This window comes from Streptomyces sp. BB1-1-1 (assembly GCF_031597775.1).
GTDB classification, from domain to species: Bacteria; Actinomycetota; Actinomycetes; order Streptomycetales; family Streptomycetaceae; genus Streptomyces; species Streptomyces thinghirensis.
Window position 1 is genome coordinate 7,807,448 of the sequence record NZ_CP134203.1, and the last position, 20,549, is coordinate 7,827,996.

A 20,549-nucleotide genomic window follows, 5' to 3' on the forward strand; every position below is an offset into this window, starting at 1 on the left:
CGTCGTCACCGCTTCGGCGGCGCGACGGGCACGCCCAGCGGCCGGGCCAGACCCATGACCGCCTCGTCAAGGCGCTCCAGGTGCCGCAGTACCCGGCCGGTGATGCGGCCGTACCGCGGCACCCCGGCGGCGTCCGGGGCCAGCAGCGAGGCGATGCTCGGCCCGGTCTCCACCTCGCTCTCCGCGTCCTCGTCGGCGACGCGGGCGGCGATCGCCTCGATGTTGCGCACCGTGCGCCGCACCGCCCCGCGCAGTCGCGGGTCGGCCGCGATCGAGGGGTGGGCGGGCAGCAGCTCGGCCGTCGCGGCCAGCGACCGCGCGTGATAGGCGCAGGTCTCCAGCAGCGCGACCACGTACTGGGCGGTGTTGCGCCGCGCCCGCAGCGGCGTGATCGGATGGGTGAGCGGCTGCGTGGCGGCCCGCAGATCGCCCAGCGCCTGGTCCAGCTCCCGCGCCGTGTCCAGCAGATCGGCCGCCGGCCCGCCACTGAGCTGGTCGACCGCTCCCTCGGTGACGTCGGTGAGCCGCTCCAGCACCGTGCCGAGCAGTTCGTTCGTACGCCGGTCGGTGCGTATCGGCAGCACCAGCGCCGCCGCCACGATCCCGCAGGCCGCGCCGAGCGCCGTCTCCTCCACACGGAGCAGCAGCACCGACAGGCTGTAGGTGTGCAGCAGCGTGTACAGCAGCCCCAGCATCGCCGTCACGAAGAACGACATCAGCGTGTACGACAGCGGCGCCGTGTAGAACATCGCGAAGATGAACAGCAGCACCAGCCCGAACGCGATCCAGGTGTGGCCGCCCACCAGGCCCGCCAGCACGATGCCGGCCACCACCCCGAGCATCGTGCCCAGCACGCGGCGGTAGCCCTTGACGAGGATCTCGCCGGTGGAGGCCGTGTTCAGGAAGACGATCCAGCACGCGAGCACCGCCCAGTACCAGCGCTCGGCGGACAGCAGCTCCCCGCCCAGGATGGCCAGCGACGACCCCACCGACACCTGCACCGCGGCGCGCGTGGTGGGCCGCCGCAGCCCGGTCGGCTCCTCCTTCGGGGCGGTCTCCTCACCGCCGTCGATGGCGGCGTCCTCGGCGTCCAGCTCCTCCCGGGAACGGGTCGTCGCGGGAGTGTCGTCCGACTCGTCCTGCGGCCCGTCCAGGGCGATCCGCAGGCCCATGACCGCACGCGCGGTCTCACCGATGCCGCGGAACACGTCCTGGACCGCCGGGATCGCCTCGGGCAGGTTCTCCTCGTCGCGGTAGCCGAGGAGCCGGTTGCGCAGATGGGACAGCGCGGTACCGCGCGCCTCGGCGGGCGGCCGCAGCACCAGCGTGCGCAGCGCCCCGAGATCGCGGCGCAGGATCTCCGTGGCCTCGCCGGGCGCCGGTGAGCGGCCCACCGAGGGCGCGGGCGCGCCCGGCAGATGCAGGGTCAGGGTGTCCGCCCGCTCGGCGCTGCGCGCGGTCAGCAGCAGCAGGCCGAGGCGCTCGGCGGCGATCTCGGCGTCCGCGATGCGCCGCTGCACCAGACGCGCCGTGGACGCGTCGGGAGTGCCCTCCTCCAGCCGGGACTGGATCATCAGGGCCGTCTCGTGCAGGCGCGCGGTGCCGTCGCGCAGGTGCTCCAGCGTCTTGTCGATCCCGTCCGGACCGGCGTCCAGCAACTCGCTCTGTGTCGCGATCAGCTGCGCCAGCCGGGCGCGGAACGCCTGCCGCAGCCGCTGGAGCACGCCCGCCGGTGTCTCCGGCACCACCGCGAAGCGCACCACCGCACTGCACACGAACGCCACCGCGATGGCACCCAGCAGCCCCGGCAGCACCGACACCTTCGCGCCGACGAACAGGGAAACGAAGTAGACCTGGAAGCCGATCAGCCCGAGCGCGGTGCCGCGGTCGCCGAACCGGCGGACGAAGACGGCACAGAAGATCAGTACGACGAAGAAGGCGTCACCGATGACGACCCGCGAGGTGAGCAGGGCGCTGATCGACACCGACGCCAGGGCGACGGGCAGGCCCAGCGCAAGGGTGACGGCCTGCCCCTTCAGCTCCTTCTCCCGGATGGCGAAGGTCGCGACCATCGCCGCCATGGCACCCGCCACCAGATGGGTGACGTCCGCACCGAACGCGGCGAGCACCGCCAGCGCCAGCGCGATGGCACCCACCGTCCGCAGGCCCGCCGTCAACCGCAGCAGCCCGGGGTCGGACGCGGCGACGCGGTCCCGCAGCCGTGTCCGCACCGAGCGCCCCGCTGCCTTCACGCCGCCGTACACTCTCCCGATTCACGCCCGATCCCCGGCCGGTTCACGCCGAGATCCACTTCTCAGCATGCCATGCCGCGAACGGACCACTGCCGCCGGGTCACAGCTGCGCCCGGCCCGCTCCCTCCACCTGCTTCCGGACCTGCTCCGGCGTCAGATAGGCGTCGGTGTACTCGAAGTCCTTCAGCTTGGCCGCCTTGCGGGCCTGGAAGCCGGTGCGGACGAAATCGTCGCCGGCGATGGCGTTGAGCGTCCAGTTGGCCGCCACCCGGGCCTTCGCCACGCCCGTGCGCAGCGCCGACCAGTGGTAGCCGCGGGCCACGGCCTGGGCGGGCAGGCCCTTCAGTTCGACGCCGAGCGGCTTGGAGACCGCGTCGGTGCCGCCGAGGTCGACGACGAGCCCCAGGTCCTTGTGGACGTACGGCCGCATCGGCTGGTTGCGCAGGGTGGCGATGAGGTTCTCGGCGACGTGCCGGCCCTGCCGCATGGCGTGCTGGGCGGTGGGCGGGCAGACGGCGCCCTCCTGGCCCTTGGCGAGGTCGGGCACGGCGGCCGAGTCGCCGAGCGCGAACACCCCGTCGTGGTCGGGCAGGCACATCTCGGCGGTGACCGCGAGCCGTCCCTTGACCGTCTCCGCGCCGAGCGTGGCCATGAGCGGGCTCGCCACCACTCCGGCGGTCCAGATCAGCGTGCGGGTGGGCACCACCCGGCCGTCCGTGAAGGTGACCTCCTCGGGGCCGGCCTTCTCGATGGACACGCCCAGGGAGATCTCGATGCCGCGCCGCGTCAGCACCTCCTGCGCGTCGCGTCCGAGCTTCTCGCCCAGTTCGGGCATCAGCTTCGGGGCGATGTCGATCAGATGCCACTTGATCAGACTCGGGTCGAGCCGGTTGTAGCGCTTGACGGCCGCGTGCGTCAGCCGCTGCAGACAGGCCGCGGTCTCGGTGCCCGCGTAACCGCCGCCGACCACCACGAACTGCAGCCGGGATGCGCGCTCCGCGGGGTCCTGGCTGGCGTCGGCGAGGTCCAGCTGGGAGATGACGTGGTCGCGGATGTACGCGGCCTCCGCCAGCGTCTTCATGCCGAACGCGTTGTCGGTGAGCCCTGGGATGTCGAAGGTGCGGGTGATGCTTCCGGGGGCCAGCACGATGTAGTCGTACGGCTCGTTGACGATCTGGTCGGTGATGGTGCGCACCACGCAGACCTTCGCCTTGAGGTCCACGCCGATGGCGCCGCCCGGGATGATCCGGGTCCGGTACTTGCTGCTGCGGCGCAGGGAGAGCGCGATCGACTGGGGCGTCAGCACCCCGGAGGCGACCTGGGGCAGCAGCGGCAGATAGAGCTGGTAGGAGAATGGCGTCACCAGGGTGACGTCGGCCTCGTTGGGGGAGAGCTTCCGCTCCAGACGGCGGACGCACTCCACGCCGGCGAAACCTGCGCCGACCACCAGGATCCTGGGTCGTGTCACGGTGTTCATCCCTTTCTGCGGCTCCAGGCGGTCTGCCGCGAACGCCATTCGCCTGCCCCTGGATCGCTGCTTCGCACCTCGTCGATCCCACCGCGCCCACACCGGTTCGGCCAGCCGGACGCGGCAGGCAGGCGACACGTTCGGTGTCGGCGCAGGTCAGCCGGACCCGCGCAGGTGGCACAGCAGCAGGCACACGTCGTCGTCCCGCTCGGAGTCGCTGAGCAGGGGACGCAGGATGCCGTCCGCCGAACCCTCCAGGTCCGCCTCCAGCTCCGCCGAGCCGAACGACCCGAGTGCCTCGGCCAGCCGCGCGATGCCCGGGTCTATGCCCCGGGCGCGGCGCTCCACCAGACCGTCCGTGTACAGCGCGAGCGTCGAGCCCGGCGCCAGCCGCACCGTGTGGTCGGCGATCTCCTGCTTCAGCGGGATGCCGAGCATCGCACCCGGTTTCGCGTCCAGGGTCTGGACCCGCCCGTCCGGGGTACGCAGCACCGGCGGCGGGTGGCCGGCGGCGGCCCACGTCATGGTGGGGTCGTCGGGGTGGAAGCGCGCGATGACGGCGGTGGCGAAGAGGTCGGGCTGGAGGTGGTGGAGGAAGGTGTGCAGCCGGGTCAGGAGCCGGCCGGGGCTGCCGCCGTCGACGGCGTAGGCGCGCAGCGCGGTGCGCAGCTGACTCATCATCACGGCCGCGCGCAGCCCGTGCCCGGTCACGTCGCCGACCACGGCGATGACGCCGCCGTCGGGCTGGCGGAACGCGTCGTACCAGTCGCCGCCGATGTTGAGCCCGTGAGTGGCCGGCAGATAGCGCGCGGCCAGGCCGAGTCCCGGCGGGGCGGGCAGTTCCGTCAGCAGGGCCCGCTGGAGCGTCTCCGCGATGTCGCGGTTGTGCTGGTAGCGCTGGGCGTGGTCGATGGCGATGCTGGCCCGCCGGGTCAGCTCGATCACCATCACGGCGTCGTCCGGGTCCCAGCGTTCCCCGGGCGGGGACAGGGTCACCACGCCCAGGGGCGCCTGCCGGGTCGGCAGCGGGATGCACAGCAGGGGCCGCTGAGGTTCCAGCGCCGAGGGCGGCTGGTCGTCGACGCCGGGCAGGCCGCCGGGGTGAGCGGCGGCGTACTGGGGCCGCCCGGTGCGGGCGGCGACCACGGCGGCGGCCGGATGGGCGGGCCCCGGCCGGTCGCCCTCCTGCTCGAACAGCCAGACGTCGACGCTCGTGGCGTACTCCGGCACCAGCAGCTCCGGCAGGCGGCGCACGATCTCGTGGTGGTCGAGCGACGCCGTCAGCACCGCGCTCGCGTCCGCCAGGAACGTCAGCCTGCGACGGGCGTTCTCCGCCTCCGTACGCGCCTTGCGCTCGGCGGCGAACGCCTCCCGCTGGGCCCGCCCGGCGGCGTCCAGCTCGGCGTGCAGGGCCACGACGCCCTGGTTCGTCTGGTGCAGCTCCTCCCGGTGGAACTCGACCAGGTCCTCCTGCTCGGTGAGCCTGTCCAGCACCAGTGCCGTGTCCTCGTCGGCTCCCAGGAGGGCCTCGGCCAGCGTGGCCGGGTCGTCCGCGGACGCGTCGACATCGGCGGTCGGCACGGCCTCGGGGCAGGGCACCGTGACCCGCCACGGAGGCTCCCCGGCGGCCGCGGCGTCGCGCGACGGCGTCAGCACGGCGTGCAGCACGCCCTCCCCGGCCTCCGGCGTGGCGCGGGAAGCCGTGCCCGCCTCCAGGGTGAGCCGCCAGGTACCGCCCTTGGTCAGACACAGCCGCAGCTGCGCGCCGAGCGACGCCACCAGCCGCGCCCGCTCCAGGGGCGGCACACCGAAGGCCGCGGCCAGGCGCGCGGTGGTGATGCGCGCCTGGGCCGCGTCGGTGATGTCGGTGATCTGCCAGGTGCGGGTCATGGGCGGTCCAGCGGGGTCGGGGCCGGGCCGGTCGCGGTGGTGTCGTTCTGCGTGGGGTGGGCGGGCTCGCTGCTGGCTGGGGCCGTGGATTGCCGGTGTTCCAGTCGTGGCACGCCGGGGGCCGCGGCCGGGTGCGTCATGGTGGGGCGTGACCGGGCCGCGTCGGTGGTGTGTGGGGTACGGGTCATCGGGCATCCGGCGGGGTCGAGGCCAGTACGGCCACGGCGGTGTCGTCCCGCACCGGGCGGGCGGAACTGCTGGCGTCACGGACCGTCACGGCGGCCGTCACCGCCGGGTCGGCCGCCGTGCGGCAGGTGTCGGGCGTCGGGGTCCAGCGGCTCGGCAGACCGTCACTGTGCAGGACCAGCACCCGGTCGTCTGCCCAGGCCGCCTCCTCCTCGCGCAGGGTCGTGGGCCGGTGGGTGCCGACGATGCCGGGCCGGGACACCAGGTGCCGCCAGGTGCCGCCCGCGCACAGCCGTGCCCCGATGTTGCCGACGCCGGCGAACCTGAGCACCGCGGCACGCGTGTCGACCTGGGCCACCGCGACGGCCGCGCCGCGGGTCCCGCCCAGCGCCGTGTCGAGCCGCCGCAGCGCCTCGGCGGGCCCTAGGTGGGCAGAACCGCGCAGCGCCTCGACGGCGGCGGTCGAGGCGCGGGCCGCCTCCGGGCCGTGGCCGAGCCCGTCGGCCAGCATCAGCGTGACCCGGTCCCCGGCCCGGACCCACGCCCAGGCGTCGCCCGAGTAGTCGGCCCCGCCGAAGGGGACGTTCACCGCGCCGGCCCGTACCCCGGCCGCCGGACCGGGCTCCGCGGCACGGCCGTCGGGTACGGGGCCGACCCGGGCGACCACCACCGTGCCCCGCCCAGGGCCGCTGTGCAGGTCGAAGTCGTCGGCGAGGCGCGCGCAGGTGCCGAGACCGGCGCCCAGGGAGTTCGTCGTGCTGTAACCGTCGCGCAGGGCGGCGGGCACGTCGGCGATCCCCGGGCCGTGGTCGACCGTGGTGACCTGCACGAGCCGGGTATCGCCGTCACGGTCGGCCGAGAGGACGGTGGGAGCGACGACGTCGATGAGGACCCGACCGCCCCCGGCGTGCTTGAGCAGATTGGTCGCCAGCTCCGTCGCCACCAGCGCCGCGGTGGCGGTGCGCCGATCGTCCAGCCCGGCCAGGGCCGCCGCGTGCTCCGCGGCCACCCGGGCGTCGCGCACCCGGGTGGAGTCGTGCACCGGTACGTCCCACACGCGCGGCATCAGGACTCCTCACGCGGGCGAGGCGGCCGGCCCACCCAGGAGGTCACCCGCACGGTGGTGCCCGCACCCGGGTCGCTCTCGATCGCGAAGTCGTGCACCAGGCGCCGCGCGCCGCCCAGCCCCATGCCCAGCCCGCCCCCCGAGGTGAAGCCGTCGCTGAGCGCCTGCTCCAGGTCCGCGATGCCCGGTCCCTCGTCGCTGAAGGTCAGCCGCAGCCCACGGGTGCCCCCCTCGGCGAGGGGCTCCGTCTCCATCGTTCCACCGCCGCCGTACACGAGCGTGTTGCGGGCCAGTTCGCTGGCCGCCGTGACCAGCTTCGTCTGGTCCACCAGACCGAAGCCGAGCTGGGCGGCCGCCTGCCGCACGTGCTGACGTACCCACACCAGATCCATGTCCGAACGGATCGGCAGGCGGGCCTGGGCGCCCGCGGCAGTGTGCATCACGGACTCTCCTGGCGCAGGCCGCCGAAGCGGGACGACGGGGCGTGCCGCGTCAGCAGGTCAAGAGCCACCTCGGTACTGAGCGCCGTGTGCACCCCCGGCAGCGTCAGGCCCAGCTCCACCAGGGTGATGGCCACCGCCGGCCGCATGCCGACCACCACGGTACGCGCGGCCAGCAACTCGGTCTGCCCGGCGATCTCCGCCAGGACGCGGCCGAGGAAGGAGTCGACGATCTCCACACCGGAGATGTCGATGATCACACCCGTGGCTCCGCTGCGGGAGATGGTCTCGGCGAGGTCCTGCTGGAGCTGCTGCGCCGTGCTGTCGTGCAGGTCTCCCTGAAGGGTGACCAGCAGCACCTCGCCGAGCCGGAGGACCGGAACATGACCCGTCACGGGACCCGCGTGGGGCCCCGGGAATGCCTCGTTCACCGCGTGACCGGACCGTTCGCGACGGGGTTCACGATGCCGACCCCGAGCTGGTGCAGCACATAGCCCAGCGCGTCGGCGAGGCTCGCCCGGGTGACCACGGTGCCCAGGTCCAGGCCGAGGTGGACCATGGTCTGCGCGATCGCGGGCCGGATGCCGGACACGATGCACTCGGCGCCCATCAGCCGGGCCGCCGCGACCGTCTTCATCAGGTGCTGGGCCACCAGCGAGTCGACGGTCGGCACCCCGGTGATGTCCAGGATCGCGTAGCGCGCCTGCTGCTCCACGATGGACTCCAGCAGGGTCTCCATGACGACCTGGCTGCGGGCACTGTCCAGCGTGCCGATCAGCGGGACGGCCACGATGCCGTCCCACAGCTTGATGACGGGAGTGGCCACCTCCAGCAACTGCAGCCGCTGGCGGTCGATGAGCGCCTGCCCCTCGCTGAGCGCCGTCTGCATGACCACGACCCGCAGGGTGCCCATCAGCACGCTCAGCGTGGTGACGCTGTCCCGGGCGTGCTCGGCGGAGGCGTCCGTGAGGTCGGCCACGAGCAGGTTCTCGACCGGCGGGCGCAGGGCGGCCAGTTCGCTCGACACCTGGGCGGTGCTCAGGCCGGCCCGCGAGCGGGCCGCGCCCATCCGCGCCAACTGCTCGCGCACCGTCGTGAATCCGGCGGCGTCCGGGTCCTCCACCCGTGCCGCGTCCGCCACTTGGGCCAGCGCGTCCACCACGGCCTTGCCCGCCTCGACCGCCTCGTCGCGCGAGACGGTGAACACGGCCCGGAACAACGGCTCGTCCGCCCACCGCTGGGCGATCTGCTCACGGCGACGCCGCAGAAAGTCCCTGACCTCGTTCGTCGGCGATCCCGCTGTTCCCTCCGCCTGTTCCGGCACCTGTTCCACTCCTCATCCGCGTTGCGCCGCACAGCCCCGGGAGGCGACGTGACGGCGACGTGACTCTGCCGGGCGACAACTGTAACCACCCGCCGACCTCGTACGACACCTGCTCCCGCGCGAACGTTTCGGATGAGCGTCGGGTAGGAGGGGGAAACTCAGACCTCGGGTATCCGCGGACCCTCCGGCTGGGCGTCGACGCGGGAGAGCGCCTCGTCGATGCTCTCGGAGACCGGCACCGTGAGGCTCACCCCCGTCAGATCCAGCACGCGCCGCACGGCCGGGGTGGGCGCGATGATGTGCACACTGCCCGGCAGCTCGCGTGCCTCCTGATAGACCCGCAGGATGATGTTCATGCCGGACGAGTCCATGAACGGCACCTCGGAGAGGTCCAGCAGGAAGTGCCGCCGGCCGTGGTGCAGTTGGTTGGCCAGATGGTGCTGGAGCTCGGTCGCGGTGTCGACGTCCAGGTAGCCCTCCACCGTGAGCAGCGCGACCTCCTCCCGGGGCAGCGTCACCTCGACGGACAGCGGGTTCTGGGCTATGGGCACGTGTACCTCCAACAATACGGCCGGGCGGTGGGACGTCATCGTGTCCCACCGCGCCCGGCGATTACCCCCGAATCCGTTCGTCACACCTGTCCGGTCGGGACCGGAATTCCGTGTCCTGCGTCACCCGACCCGGATGCCCACCAGGCACGTGTCGTCGTCCGTGTCCGACCTGCTGTAGGTGAGCAGCCGGTCCAGGTGCTGGTCGAGGGTGTTCGGCGTCGGACGGACGGTGCTCAGCAACTGGGCCAGCGCCTCCTCCACCGAGCGGTCGCGGCGTTCGATCAGACCGTCGGTGTACATCAGCAGCGTGTCCTCGCCGGCCAGCTGCACCTCGTCCTCCTCGTACACCGCCTCGGCCACCGCTCCCAGCAGCATGCCCTTGAGCAGCGGCAGCGGCTTGGCGTCCGCGCCGCGGACCAGCACCGGCGGCAGATGGCCCGCCCTGGCCCAGCGCAGCGTGCGGCGGGCCGGGTCGTACAGCCCGCACACCGCGGTCGCGGTGACCCCGCCCGTGAGATGGTGCGCCACGATGTTGAGCCACGACAGCAGCTGGCCGGGCCCGGCACCGGTCACCGCGAGGCCCCGCAGGGCGTTGCGCAGCACCACCATGCTGGTCGCGGCCTCTATGCCGTGCCCGGCCACGTCGCCCACGCACAGCAGCACCCGCCCGCTCGGCAGCATCACGGCGTCGTACCAGTCGCCGCCCACCAGCTGCTCCGTCTCCGCCGGCCGGTACCGGACGGCCACCTGGAGCTCCGGCACCTTGAGCGGGGTCTGCTCCGGCGGCATGATGGCGTGCTGCAGCTGCAGGGTCAGCCGGGCCCGCTCGATGGCCTGCTGCTCGGTATGCGCCAGCTGGTCGCGCGTCGCGGCGAGCGCCACCTCGGTCCAGTGCTGCGCCGAGATGTCCTGGTACGCACCCCGTACGACGAGAAGGCGGTCGTCGGTGTCCAGGACCGGTTCGGCCACCGCCCGGACGTGCCGGGTCACCCCGTCGGGCCGCTGCAGCCGGAACGCCGCCGACGCCGGCCGCCGGTGGTGCAGCAGCGTGCGCAGGAACCGGCCGATGGTGACGGCGTCGTCCGGGTGGGCGTGGGCGGTCAGCTCCTCCAGCGGCACCGGCACACTCGTCTGCGGACGCCCGTAAAGGTCGAACAGCTGTCCGTTCCAGGTGATCTCGCCGGTCAGCAGGTTCTCCTCGAAGCCGCCGATGCGGCCGAGGCGCTGGGCGTGCTGGAGGAGGCTGGCCAGCCGGGCCGTCTCGTCCTCGATGCGCCAGATGAGCAGAACGGCGTTGCCGTGCCTGCTGACACTGATGTCCGCGACCGCCGACAGCGGCACCTGGTCCACCAGCGCGGTCAGGTTGATGCGCCGGGCCCGGAACGGCTCGCCCGTGGCGTACACCCGCTCCACGTTCTGGAACAGCTCGCTGTCCCCGGCGGCCATCGGGTAGGCCTCCAGCAGCAGCGCGCCGCGCACGACGGCACGCGGCCGCCCCGCGGGATCCAGGAAGCCCTTGTTCACGTGCTGGATGCGGAAGTCCGCCAGGTTGCCGGCGGCGTCCAGGTGCGGCACCAGGACCAGGGCGGGGTCGTACAGACCGTCGGCCAGGTCCATCAGCTCCACCGCGTCCGGCATGACGGGCGGCTCCTGTCCGGCACCGTCCGGCGGCGTGTACGACTCCAGGGTGTGCGCGCACAGCTCCGCCAGGGCCTCCACCTGACGGACCACCTGGGGCGGCTGCGGAGCCAGCGGCACCGGCCAGGCGATCTCCAGCACGCCGTGGATACGCCCGCCGGTACCGGCGGGCACGGCGACCCTGCCGCCGTCCGGGTACTGGTGCCGGCCCACGCTGGGCAGCCCGGTACCGGCCAGCGAGGTGATCCACTGGCCCTCGCGCTCGGTCAGCCCGCACCGGGCCACCGTCGCCACGTCCGGCGGCACATAACGCCAGCGGGTGGCCTCGGCCGGGGAGAACCCCGCACTGCCGGCCAACGTGAGCGACCCGTCGTACCCGGCCGCCCAGATGGCCACGGCGACCGCGCCGAGCGGGCGCAGCGCCTGCTCCAGCAGGGCGTCGGCCACGGCCTGGGTGTCGTCCGCGGCCAGCGCGCCGCTCTCGGCCGCCCGCAGGCGCACGGCGGCCGACTCGGCCACCGCCTCCCCGGCGTCCCCGCCGTCGTCGCCGTCGTCGGCGTCCGTGGCCCGCACGGCGGCGGTGGCCGTCAGGAACGCGTCCGTCACCTCCGACATCCGGTCCCGGGCGGCCTGGTTGATGACGTCGACCGCGAACTCCAGGGGAGTCACCTGGGACTGCTCGGCCAGCTCGGCGAGCTGCCGCGCGGCCTGCGCCGGACCACACCCGAGCCGCGCGACCAGGATGCCCTTGGCGAGCTCGATCAGGGCCCGGCCCTCGGCCTCCGCCTGGGCGGCCCGCACCTCGCGGCTGAGCCGGTCCACCGTGGCCGCCAGCCTGCCCACGGGCGACAGCGGAGCCATCGCGCGCAAGCCGGCGGCCGGCCCGTCGACCGCGCAGGACTGCCGCGGCCCGGACGCCGGGGGCGGCGTGGCCGACGCGTCCCGCGGCGCGTCGCCGGCCGGCCCGCGTGGCTGCTCGGACATGTTCACGATGAGGACGCTCCTCGGCTGGAGGCCGCGACGGAGCGCGACGGGACGTGCCGCGCACCGCCCGGCCCACCGGTGTACGGGACGGGGGCCGGCACGCTCATGCGGGCAGCCACCGTCGGACGCAGGCGATGAGGTCCCGGGTGTCGACGGGCTTGGTGACGTAGTCGCTGGCGCCCGAGGCGAGGCTCTTCTCCCGGTCGCCGGGCATCGCCTTCGCGGTGACCGCGATGATGGGCAGCTCGGCGTACCGGGGGATCCGGCGGATCTCGGCCGTCGCCGTGTAGCCGTCCATCTCCGGCATCATCACGTCCATCAGGACCAGCGCGACGTCCGGGTGGTCCACGAGCGTCTCGATGCCCCGGCGTCCGTTCTCCGCGTGCAGGACCCGGAAACCGTGCAGCTCCAGGATCCCGCTGAGCGCGAAGAGGTTGCGCGCGTCGTCGTCGACGACGAGGACGGTGCGCCCGGCCGACGAGTCGTCCACGGCGTCCGGAGCCAGGTGCTGCGGCTCCTCGGGCCGGACCAGGGAGAGGACGTCGCCGGGCTCCTCGGCGGCCAGGTGCAGCGCGATGCGCTCCCGCAGCTCGTCGAGGCTGGACAGGAACTCCAGCGCCCCGCCCTCAGCCCCGGAGCGCAGGCTCTCCTCCAGCGCCGCGTCCGCGCGGTGACCGCTGTGCACCAGCACCGGCACGCTCGCCAGCGCGGAGTCGCCGCGCAGCGCCTCCAGGAAGCGGGACGCCTCCGAGTCCGGCATGCCCAGCTCCAGGACGACGCAGTGGCACGGCTCGGCCGCGAGCGCGCCCGCGGCCTCCTGCGCCCCCACGGCCGTGATGACGTCGAGCGGGGGCCGGTCGCCCGCGTCGTCCCGTCCGTGCGTCAGGTCGGTGATCACGCTCTCCGCGACGAGGGTCAGCAGACCACGCGGCCGCTCCTCCACGACGAGCAGCCGCCGCGGGCGCTGCCGGTGGCCGCCCGTGAGCTCGGGCGCCGCCGCCGGGCGGTTGAGCACGTCGGCGGGCGACTCGGCCGGGGCGTGCTCCGCGCCCAGGTCCAGCAGCTCCTCGAAGTCGTGCCGGGCCACGGGCAGGAACAGCGTGAACGTGCTGCCCCGGTCGGGTGTGCTGTCCACCGTGACGGCGCCGCCGAGCAGCTGGGCGATCTCCCGGGTGATGGACAGGCCGAGTCCGGTGCCGCCGTACTTGCGGCTGGTCGTGCCGTCCGCCTGCTGGAACGCGCCGAAGATCGACTCCAGGTTCTGCTCGGGGATGCCGATACCGGTGTCCTTCACCCGGAAGGCCACCACCGCACCGCCCCGGAGCACACCGGCGGGCACCTCGTCGTCCGACGCCGGCTCGACGGCCAGCTCCACCCCGCCCCGCTCGGTGAACTTCACCGCGTTGGACAGCAGGTTGCGCAGCACCTGACGCAGCCGGGACTCGTCGGTCAGCAGGTCCGCCGGTGCTCCGGCGGCCGTCGACACCGTGAACTCCAGGCCCTTCTGCGTCGTCATGGGCCGGAAGGTGGCCTCGACGTACTCGATGAGCTGCCGCAGCGACACCCGCTCGGGTGCGACGTCCATCTTCCCCGCCTCGACCTTCGACAGGTCCAGGATGTCGTTGATCAGCTGGAGCAGGTCCGAGCCCGCGGAGTGGATGATGCCCGCGTACTCGACCTGCTTGGGGGTGAGGTTGCGCGACGGGTTCTGGGCGAGCAGCTGGGCGAGGATGAGCAGGCTGTTGAGCGGGGTGCGCAGCTCGTGGCTCATGTTGGCCAGGAACTCCGACTTGTACTTCGAGGCCAGCGACAGTTGCTGGGCACGGGCCTCCAGCTCCTGCCGGGCCTGCTCGATCTGCAGGTTCTTCGCCTCGATGTCCCGGTTCTGCGTCGCCAGCAGGGACGCCTTGTCCTCCAGCTCGGCGTTGGAGCGCTGCAGCTCCTCCTGCTGGACCTGGAGCTCGGCGGAACGGGCCTGCAGCTCGGCGGTCAGGCGCTGCGACTCGGAGAGGAGCTCGTCGGTGCGGGCGTTGGCCACGATCGTGTTGACGTTGACGCCGATGGTCTCCATCAGCAGTTCCAGGAAGTCCCGGTGGACCTGGGTGAAGGAGGTGACCGACGCCAGTTCGATCACGCCGAGAACCTGCCCCTCGACCACGATGGGCACCAGCACCAGGGCGGTCGGCACCACCTCGCCGAGCCCGGAGGAGATCGTCACGTAGCCGGCCGGCAGCTCGTCCACCACGATGGTGCGCCGGCTGCGCGCGGCCTGGCCGACCAGGGTGCGGCCGAAGGCGATGCGGGTGGGCCTGCTCCCGTCCTCGGGACAGCCGTAGGAGCCGACGAGCCGCAGCTCGGGCCCCTCGTCGCCGTCCTCGGCGAGATAGAAGGCGCCGTACTGGGCCGACACCAGCGGCACCAGCTCGTCCATGATCAGCTCGGCGACCACGGGCAGGTCCCGGTGCCCCTGCATCAGGCCGGAGATCCGGGCGAGGTTGGTCTTGAGCCAGTCCTGCTCCTGGTTGGCCCGGGTGGTCTCGCGCAGGGACTCCACCATGGAGTTGATGTTGTCCTTGAGCTCGGCGACCTCGCCCGACGCCTCCACGTTGATGGAGCGGGTCAGGTCGCCCTCGGCGACGGCGGAGGTGACCTCGGCGATCGCGCGGACCTGGCGGGTGAGGTTGCCGGCCAGCTCGTTGACGTTCTCCGTGAGGCGCTTCCAGGTACCGGAGACGCCCTCCACCTCGGCCTGGCCGCCGAGCCGGCCCTCGGTGCCGACCTCGCGGGCGACGCGGGTGACCTCGTCGGCGAAGGCGGAGAGCTGGTCGACCATCGTGTTGATCGTCGTCTTGAGCTCCAGGATCTCGCCGCGCGCGTCGACGTCGATCTTCTTCGACAGGTCGCCCCGGGCCACCGCGGTCGTCACCAGCGCGATGTTGCGCACCTGGCCGGTGAGGTTGTTGGCCATGGAGTTGACGTTGTCGGTGAGGTCCTTCCAGGTGCCGGCGACGTTCGGCACCAGCGCCTGCCCGCCGAGCCGGCCCTCGGTGCCGACCTCGCGGGCGACGCGGGTGACCTCGTCGGCGAACGCCGACAGCGTGTCGACCATCGTGTTGATGACGTCGGCCAGCGCCGCGACCTCGCCCTTGGCCTCCACGGTGATCCGCTGCGACAGGTCGCCGCGCGCCACGGCGGTGGCGACCTGGGCGATGGAGCGGACCTGGCCGGTGAGGTTGTTGGCCATGGAGTTGACGTTGTCGGTCAGGTCCTTCCAGGTACCCGACACACCGCGCACCTGGGCGCGGCCGCCCAGATTGCCCTCGGTGCCGACCTCGCGGGCGACGCGGGTGACCTCGTCGGCGAAGGCCGAGAGCTGGTCGACCATCGTGTTGATGGTGTTCTTCAGTTCGAGGATCTCGCCGCGGGCGTCCACCGTGATCTTCTGGGAGAGATCACCCTTGGCCACGGCGGTGGCCACCTGGGCGACGTTGCGGACCTGGTTGGTCAGGTTGCCCGCCATGAAGTTCACCGAGTCGGTGAGGTCGCGCCACGTGCCCTTGACGCCCTGGACGTCGGCCTGGCCGCCGAGCCGCCCGTCGGTGCCGACCTCGCGGGCGACGCGGGTGACCTCGTCGGCGAAGGCGGAGAGCTGGTCGACCATCGTGTTGATGGTGTTCTTCAGTTCGAGGATCTCGCCGCGGGCGTCCACGTCGATCTTCTGCGACAGGTCGCCCTTGGCGACCGCCGTGGCGACCTGGGCGATGTCACGGACCTGGGTGGTCAGGTTTCCCGCCATGGCGTTGACCGAGTCCGTCAGGTCGGCCCAGGTGCCCGAGACGCCCGGCACCCTCGCCTGCCCGCCGAGGGTCCCCTCCGTGCCCACCTCGCGGGACACCCGGGTGACCTCGGAGGTGAACACGGACAACTGGTCCACCATGCCGTTGAAGACCTTGGCGATGTCGCCCATCAGGCCATCGGCCTCGTCCGGCAGACGAGTGCCGAAGTCGCCGTCCCGCACGGCCGTCAGGCCGGCAAGGAGACGGCGCAACTCCTGATCGCCCGGAACCGCCTCGACGGTACCGGCGCTGTCGCTGGTCATGCGCACCCTCGTTCCGCTCCCCAGGAGCCCTCGGACCGAGGACTCGACAACCCCCTGCCGGACCGATTGCCCGGTCCGGTCCGTTGTGGATGCATTCCCGCAGTTCACGGATTGCCCAAAGAGAAAAATACGCCAGAGGCTAACCCAGGTCGCGGGTCCGAACAAAGCGGGACGCCACCCGGTGGAGCACGCCCTCGGACGGATCGGGCCGCGCTCCCGGACCGGCCGCGGGGCGGCCCGGTGGATCTCGCCGCCGCCGATTGGCCCACGGCGTCCGAATGCGGCGGCCCGGGCCGGGTATCTGCTGCTGTGGAGCCGGTCCGGCCCGTGGCGCAGGCCCGGCCCCACAGTCGTCACCCACGCGGGAGGGAAGGGACAGCGTGCCGATGGAAAGCATCTGGTCGTACGCGACGGGCAGTGGTTACACGGAGGAACAGGACCTGACGGGCTGCACCGTCGTCGCGAACGACGGCACCATCGGTCACGTGGACCGCCAGGCCGACCACTTCGGCATGCGGCACCTGGTCGTCGACACCGGCGTCTGGGTCTTCGGCCGGAGCGTGCTCGTGCCGGTCGGCATGGTCAGGGGCATCGACCCCGAGGCCCGTACCGTCACGGTGGCCTGCACCAGGGCGGAGGTCAAGGCCGCGCCCCGGTTCCGGACCGACAGCGAGACGATGGACCGGGAGTACCTGGCGTCCGTCGGCGACTACTACCACCGGCTGCCGCCGCAGGACACCACCGCGGACTGACCGGCGCCGAACGACAGCACGGCGAAGACCAGGGACACCACTGACATGGAACCAACCGACGGGACCACCACGGCCTCATCCGGCTTCGCGCCGTCCGGCGCACCGGCACCGGGCGCCGTGACCAGCGCGGCGACGGCACGCGCGTACGCGGAGTCGGTGGCGCGCGCGCAATGGGGCTCGGGCCGCGGGGTGCGGGACGAGGACGTCGTCGACCTGCTGCTCGTCGTCTCGGAGCTGGTCACCAACGCGATCCGGCACGGCGGCGGACTGGCCGGGTTCGAGGTCCGGCCCATGGGTGAGGGGGTGTGGATCGCCGTTCACGACAACAGCGCGGTGGTGCCCAGGGCCGCCTACGAGTTCCCCACCAGGCACCACGGGAGCGGTTACGGCTGGCCGCTGGTCGCCCGCCTGGCCCGCGACATCGCCGTCGACCGGCACCCGGGAGGCGGCAAGTCGATCAGCGTGCTGGTGCCCCTGCGCGACGCGGGCACCCCCTGACCGGGGCGGTCACCAGGGCAGGAAGACGTGGATGTCCTTGCCCCGCTCGCCGGTGACGACGCTCACCTGGTCGGACAGGGTGTGGATCAGGTGCCAGCCGATGCCGCCGCCGCCGTTGCTCGGATGGAAGGGACGCGGCGCGGGTTCGGTCGTACTCGTGTCGTGCATCACCACGTGCACTCCGTCGAAGGTACGGCGCAGCCGCAGCGTGAACGGCCCCGGGGCGTACTGCACCGCGTTCGCCGCCAGCTCCGTGACCACCAGGAGGATGTCGTCCCAGTGCTCGGGCTGCGCGGGTGGTGACGCACGGGCCAGGTCGTAGAGGAATTCCTCCGCGACCAGCCGCGCACCGGTCACATTGTGCAGCTCCCCGGTGAAGCTGGCGGTGCGGTTCGTGATCTCCTCGGAAGCCAGTGTCCTGTCCCAACGCGACTCGGCTGCCATTTCGCCTTCCCGGCCCGGCATCCGCCGGGCGTTGTCCCTTCTTCGCTTTCCCTTCGTTTGTTAGTTCCCGTGCCGGCCGACCCTACGCGCCTCGTTGTGCGGGTCGGGGCGCGGTGGCCGGGGGTGATCGTCCCGTCACCCCCGGCGAATTCCCCGGAATGCAGAGCGGATTGCGAGGGAACCCGGAAGGCGGAACACACCAGGGCGCTCCGCGAGGGAACGCCCGTGTCCGACTACCCCACTCGGGAGATCTCTGATGACCAGTTACGGCAGTTCCCCTGCCGCGTCGTCCAGGTCACGCACGAACGGTCTGGCCATCGCGAGTCTTTGCTCCGGAATCATCGGCCTGTTCTTCCTCAGCGTCATTCTGGGACCGGTCGCCATCGTGCTGGGCGCCGTCGGACTGCGGCAGGCCCCGGCCAAGGGCGGCGCGGGCATGGCCAAGGCCGGTATCGTGCTCGGCATCCTGGCCCTCGTCCTCTTCGCCGTCCTGCTCGCGGTGAGCGCGTCGAGCGGTGGCTTCAGCTGGTACGTGGGCGGCTGACCCGGCCGGCACACGGGACGACGACCGCGCGGGCGCGCCGGTGGGACACCGGCGCCCGCGCACGTCTGCCGGCCTACCCGGTCACCGGAAGAACACGTTGTCCGAGTCCTCCCACCCGGCCGGATCCGCCGGCGGCGCCGGCGGCCGGCGGTGCGACCGCGCCTCGTACATCGCGTCGATCTCGAAGGCGTAGGTCCGTACGATCTCGTCCCGGCGCAGCTTCATCGACGGGGTGAGCAGCCCGTTGGCCACGTCGAACGGATCGGGCAGGACGCGGAAGACCCGGATGGACTCCGAGCGCGAGACGGCACTGTTGGCCGCGGCGACGGCCCGCGCGACCTCCTCCCGCAGCGCGTTCTCCTCGCGCGCCTCACGGGCCGGGGCGTCGCCCTGCAGGGCCAACCCCGCCCGCCAGTGCGTCAGGAACTCCGGGTCGAGCGTGATGAGGGCGCCGACGCAGGGCCGGTTGTCGCCCACGACCACCGCCTGGTGGACGAGCGGATGCATGCGCAGCCGCTGCTCCAGGGCGGCCGGGGCCACGCTCTTGCCGCCGCTGGTGATGATGATGTCCTTCTTGCGGCCCGTGATCGCCAGATAGTTCTCGTCGTCCAGGTGCCCGAGGTCCCCGGTGGCCAGCCAGCCGCCGCGCAGCACCTCACGGGTCGCGGCCTCGTCACCGACGTACCCCTGGAACAGCGACGGCCCGCGCACCAGGATCTCCCCGTCGTCGGCCACCCGGATCTCCATGCCGGGCAGCGGCTGCCCGACGGTGCCGGACTTCTCGCGGCCCAGCGGCTGCATCGTCAGTCCGCCGCTGGTCTCCGTCAGGCCGTAGCCGTCGTGGACGTAGACGCCGATGCCCTCGAAGAAGAGGGACAGCTCGCGGCTGAGCGGCGAACCACCGGACGTCGCGCGGCGCACCCGACCGCCGAGCGCGTTCCGCAGCCGGCGGTACACCGTCCGTTCGTACAGGGCGTGCTGGAGGCGGAGGTCGAAGCCGGGCCCCGGCCCCCTGCCCAGCCGCTGGCGCTCCAGCGCGGCGGCGAAGTCCCGCGCCGTCTCGGCGGCCCGCTCGAACAGCGCTCCGCGGCCCGCCTTCTGGGCCGTGCGCAGGAAGGTCTTGTACAGCTTCTCCAGCACCGACGGGACGGCGTAGAAGTAGGTCGGGCGGAAGGAGCGCAGGGCCGAGGCCAGCGCCTCCCCGGTCATCGCGGGCTCGTGCGCCATGAGCAGCCCGCCCCGGACGCACAGGCTCTGGATCATCAGCCCGTACACGTGGGAGAAGGGCAGGAAGGCGAGGACGGCGCCCTGCTCCCCGGGCGGCGCGACCGTGTGGCCCCAGCCCTCGATCAGCGTGTCGCACGGACTGGCCAGGCCGCGGTGGCTCAGCGCGCAGCCCATGGCGCGGCCGGACGTGCCCGAGGTGTAGGCGACGACCGCGGTGGAGTCCGGCAGCACGATGCGGCGCATGGAGTCGACCGTGGCGAACGGGAGGAACTCGCCGCGCGCCACGAGCGTGTCCATCACGCCCGCGTCCAGTTGCCAGACATGGCGCAGTGACGGCAGCGACGCGCACACCGAGCCGACGGTCATCACGCTCTGCTCGTCCTCGACCACCACGGCCACGCAGCCGGCGTCCCGCAGGATCCACTCGACCTGGTCGCGCGAGGAGGTCGGATAGATCGGCACGACCTCGGCGCCCACCGTCCACAGCGCGTAGCTGAAGACCGTCCACTCATAGCGGGTGTGGGCCAGGATCGCCACGCGGTCGCCCGGCGAGATCCCGCACGCGATCAGCCCCTTGGCCAGGTCGGCCACCTCGTCGCGGAACTCCACGGCCGTCACCTCGTGCCAGACGGTGGAGTCCGGCCCGGTACGGCGGGCGAGCATCGGCAGGGTCGGACTGAGGGCGGCCGTCTCGAAGAGGCTGTCGGCGAGCCCGCCGGTCAGGGGCGGGACGGCCCGGGGAGCGAGAGCGAGGTCGCGCATGCGCTGGCTCCTGACATGTACGGACGGTGGACCCCACGGACGAGCACCGACGAGCACCGTGATCGGCCGTGCTCGGAATGTAGCGGAGCCGCAGGCGGCGGGGGGCCGGGACGCCGGAAGTGTTCCCGCCTGGTGATCTCGGCCGGATCGGGGGACTCGGACGGCATGAGCTATACGAACCCCGACCCGGAACCCGAACGCACCACCGGACTGGAACAGGGAGGCGGTGTGCCGCCCGGCGAGACTCCGCCGGGCGAGAGCAGCATGTCCGAGGCGGGCCCGTGGGAGGGCAACAACCCTTCCAAGGGCTGGGCCAAGGCACCCCTGACCGTGATCCTCGCCCTGGTGCTGCTCATCGCGGCGGGCTTCCTGGGCTACGCCCTGGTCCTGATCCTCTGAGAAGGTGCGAGGAGCGACGGCCCCG

The 20,549-nt window shown here is 72.6% G+C and carries 16 protein-coding genes; 4 read left to right on the forward strand and 12 right to left on the reverse strand.

Translation table 11 applies throughout. From position 1 onward, the window contains the following. Window positions 1–5: 5 nt before the first annotated feature. The 10 genes from RI578_RS35825 to RI578_RS35870 form a co-directional block, all read right to left on the reverse strand. On the reverse strand, window positions 6–2,252 hold the full coding sequence (locus RI578_RS35825) for an FUSC family protein (protein ID WP_310874953.1): 2,247 nt from the start codon (window positions 2,250–2,252) through the stop codon (window positions 6–8). A gap of 100 nt (window positions 2,253–2,352) precedes the next feature. Continuing rightward, entirely contained in the window at window positions 2,353–3,729 is a 1,377-nt protein-coding gene (locus tag RI578_RS35830; RefSeq protein WP_310874954.1) for an NAD(P)/FAD-dependent oxidoreductase, read from the reverse strand. Between the two features lie 147 nt (window positions 3,730–3,876). Then, the gene (locus RI578_RS35835) at window positions 3,877–5,610 is read right to left on the reverse strand and encodes a SpoIIE family protein phosphatase (protein WP_310874955.1); all 1,734 of its coding nucleotides are present in this window, start codon (window positions 5,608–5,610) and stop codon (window positions 3,877–3,879) included. A 184-nt stretch (window positions 5,611–5,794) separates the two neighbouring features. After that, a complete protein-coding gene (locus RI578_RS35840; RefSeq protein ID WP_310874956.1) occupies window positions 5,795–6,862 on the reverse strand; it encodes an ATP-binding protein/SpoIIE family protein phosphatase in 1,068 nt (355 codons plus the stop codon). Continuing rightward, a complete protein-coding gene (locus tag RI578_RS35845; RefSeq protein ID WP_310875948.1) occupies window positions 6,862–7,302 on the reverse strand; it encodes an anti-sigma regulatory factor in 441 nt (146 codons plus the stop codon). The genes RI578_RS35840 and RI578_RS35845 overlap by 1 nt, the downstream gene beginning before the upstream one ends. After that, window positions 7,302–7,733 (reverse strand): STAS domain-containing protein, encoded by a 432-nt coding sequence (locus RI578_RS35850; RefSeq protein ID WP_310874957.1) that lies wholly within the window; start codon window positions 7,731–7,733, stop codon window positions 7,302–7,304. Before RI578_RS35850 ends, RI578_RS35845 begins: the two co-directional genes overlap by 1 nt. Beyond that, window positions 7,730–8,626, reverse strand: a complete 897-nt coding sequence (locus RI578_RS35855) for an STAS domain-containing protein (protein ID WP_310874958.1) — start codon at window positions 8,624–8,626, stop codon at window positions 7,730–7,732. Before RI578_RS35855 ends, RI578_RS35850 begins: the two co-directional genes overlap by 4 nt. Before the next feature lie 158 nt (window positions 8,627–8,784). Further along, window positions 8,785–9,177: an STAS domain-containing protein gene (locus RI578_RS35860; protein ID WP_310874959.1), complete on the reverse strand. Its 393-nt coding sequence runs from the start codon at window positions 9,175–9,177 to the stop codon at window positions 8,785–8,787. A gap of 120 nt (window positions 9,178–9,297) precedes the next feature. Next, window positions 9,298–11,799, reverse strand: coding sequence for a SpoIIE family protein phosphatase (locus RI578_RS35865; RefSeq protein ID WP_399063247.1), 2,502 nt, complete (start codon window positions 11,797–11,799; stop codon window positions 9,298–9,300). A 103-nt stretch (window positions 11,800–11,902) separates the two neighbouring features. Then, window positions 11,903–15,898 carry a HAMP domain-containing protein gene (locus RI578_RS35870; protein ID WP_310874960.1) on the reverse strand — a complete coding sequence of 1,332 codons (3,996 nt, stop codon included), beginning with the start codon at window positions 15,896–15,898 and terminating at the stop codon, window positions 11,903–11,905. 386 nt (window positions 15,899–16,284) lie between these two features. On the opposite strand from RI578_RS35870, the gene RI578_RS35875 reads away from it, so the two are divergent. Beyond that, window positions 16,285–16,650 carry a PRC-barrel domain-containing protein gene (locus RI578_RS35875; RefSeq protein ID WP_310875950.1) on the forward strand — a complete coding sequence of 122 codons (366 nt, stop codon included), beginning with the start codon at window positions 16,285–16,287 and terminating at the stop codon, window positions 16,648–16,650. Window positions 16,651–16,695: 45 nt separating this feature from the next. Continuing rightward, complete coding sequence (locus RI578_RS35880; RefSeq protein WP_310874961.1) at window positions 16,696–17,148, forward strand: ATP-binding protein; 453 nt, start codon at window positions 16,696–16,698, stop codon at window positions 17,146–17,148. A gap of 9 nt (window positions 17,149–17,157) precedes the next feature. Here RI578_RS35880 and RI578_RS35885 read toward each other — a convergent pair whose 3' ends face one another. After that, window positions 17,158–17,592, reverse strand: coding sequence for an ATP-binding protein (locus RI578_RS35885; protein WP_310874962.1), 435 nt, complete (start codon window positions 17,590–17,592; stop codon window positions 17,158–17,160). A gap of 256 nt (window positions 17,593–17,848) precedes the next feature. On the opposite strand from RI578_RS35885, the gene RI578_RS35890 reads away from it, so the two are divergent. Beyond that, entirely contained in the window at window positions 17,849–18,136 is a 288-nt protein-coding gene (locus RI578_RS35890; RefSeq protein WP_310874963.1) for a DUF4190 domain-containing protein, read from the forward strand. Window positions 18,137–18,217: 81 nt separating this feature from the next. On the opposite strand, the gene RI578_RS35895 is transcribed toward RI578_RS35890, so the two are convergent. Next, on the reverse strand, window positions 18,218–20,125 hold the full coding sequence (locus RI578_RS35895; protein ID WP_310874964.1) for an AMP-dependent synthetase/ligase: 1,908 nt from the start codon (window positions 20,123–20,125) through the stop codon (window positions 18,218–18,220). Between the two features lie 165 nt (window positions 20,126–20,290). Here RI578_RS35895 and RI578_RS35900 point away from each other — a divergent pair, with 165 nt between their 5' ends. Next, window positions 20,291–20,524 carry a DUF6480 family protein gene (locus RI578_RS35900; protein WP_310874965.1) on the forward strand — a complete coding sequence of 78 codons (234 nt, stop codon included), beginning with the start codon at window positions 20,291–20,293 and terminating at the stop codon, window positions 20,522–20,524. Window positions 20,525–20,549 lie beyond the last annotated feature (25 nt).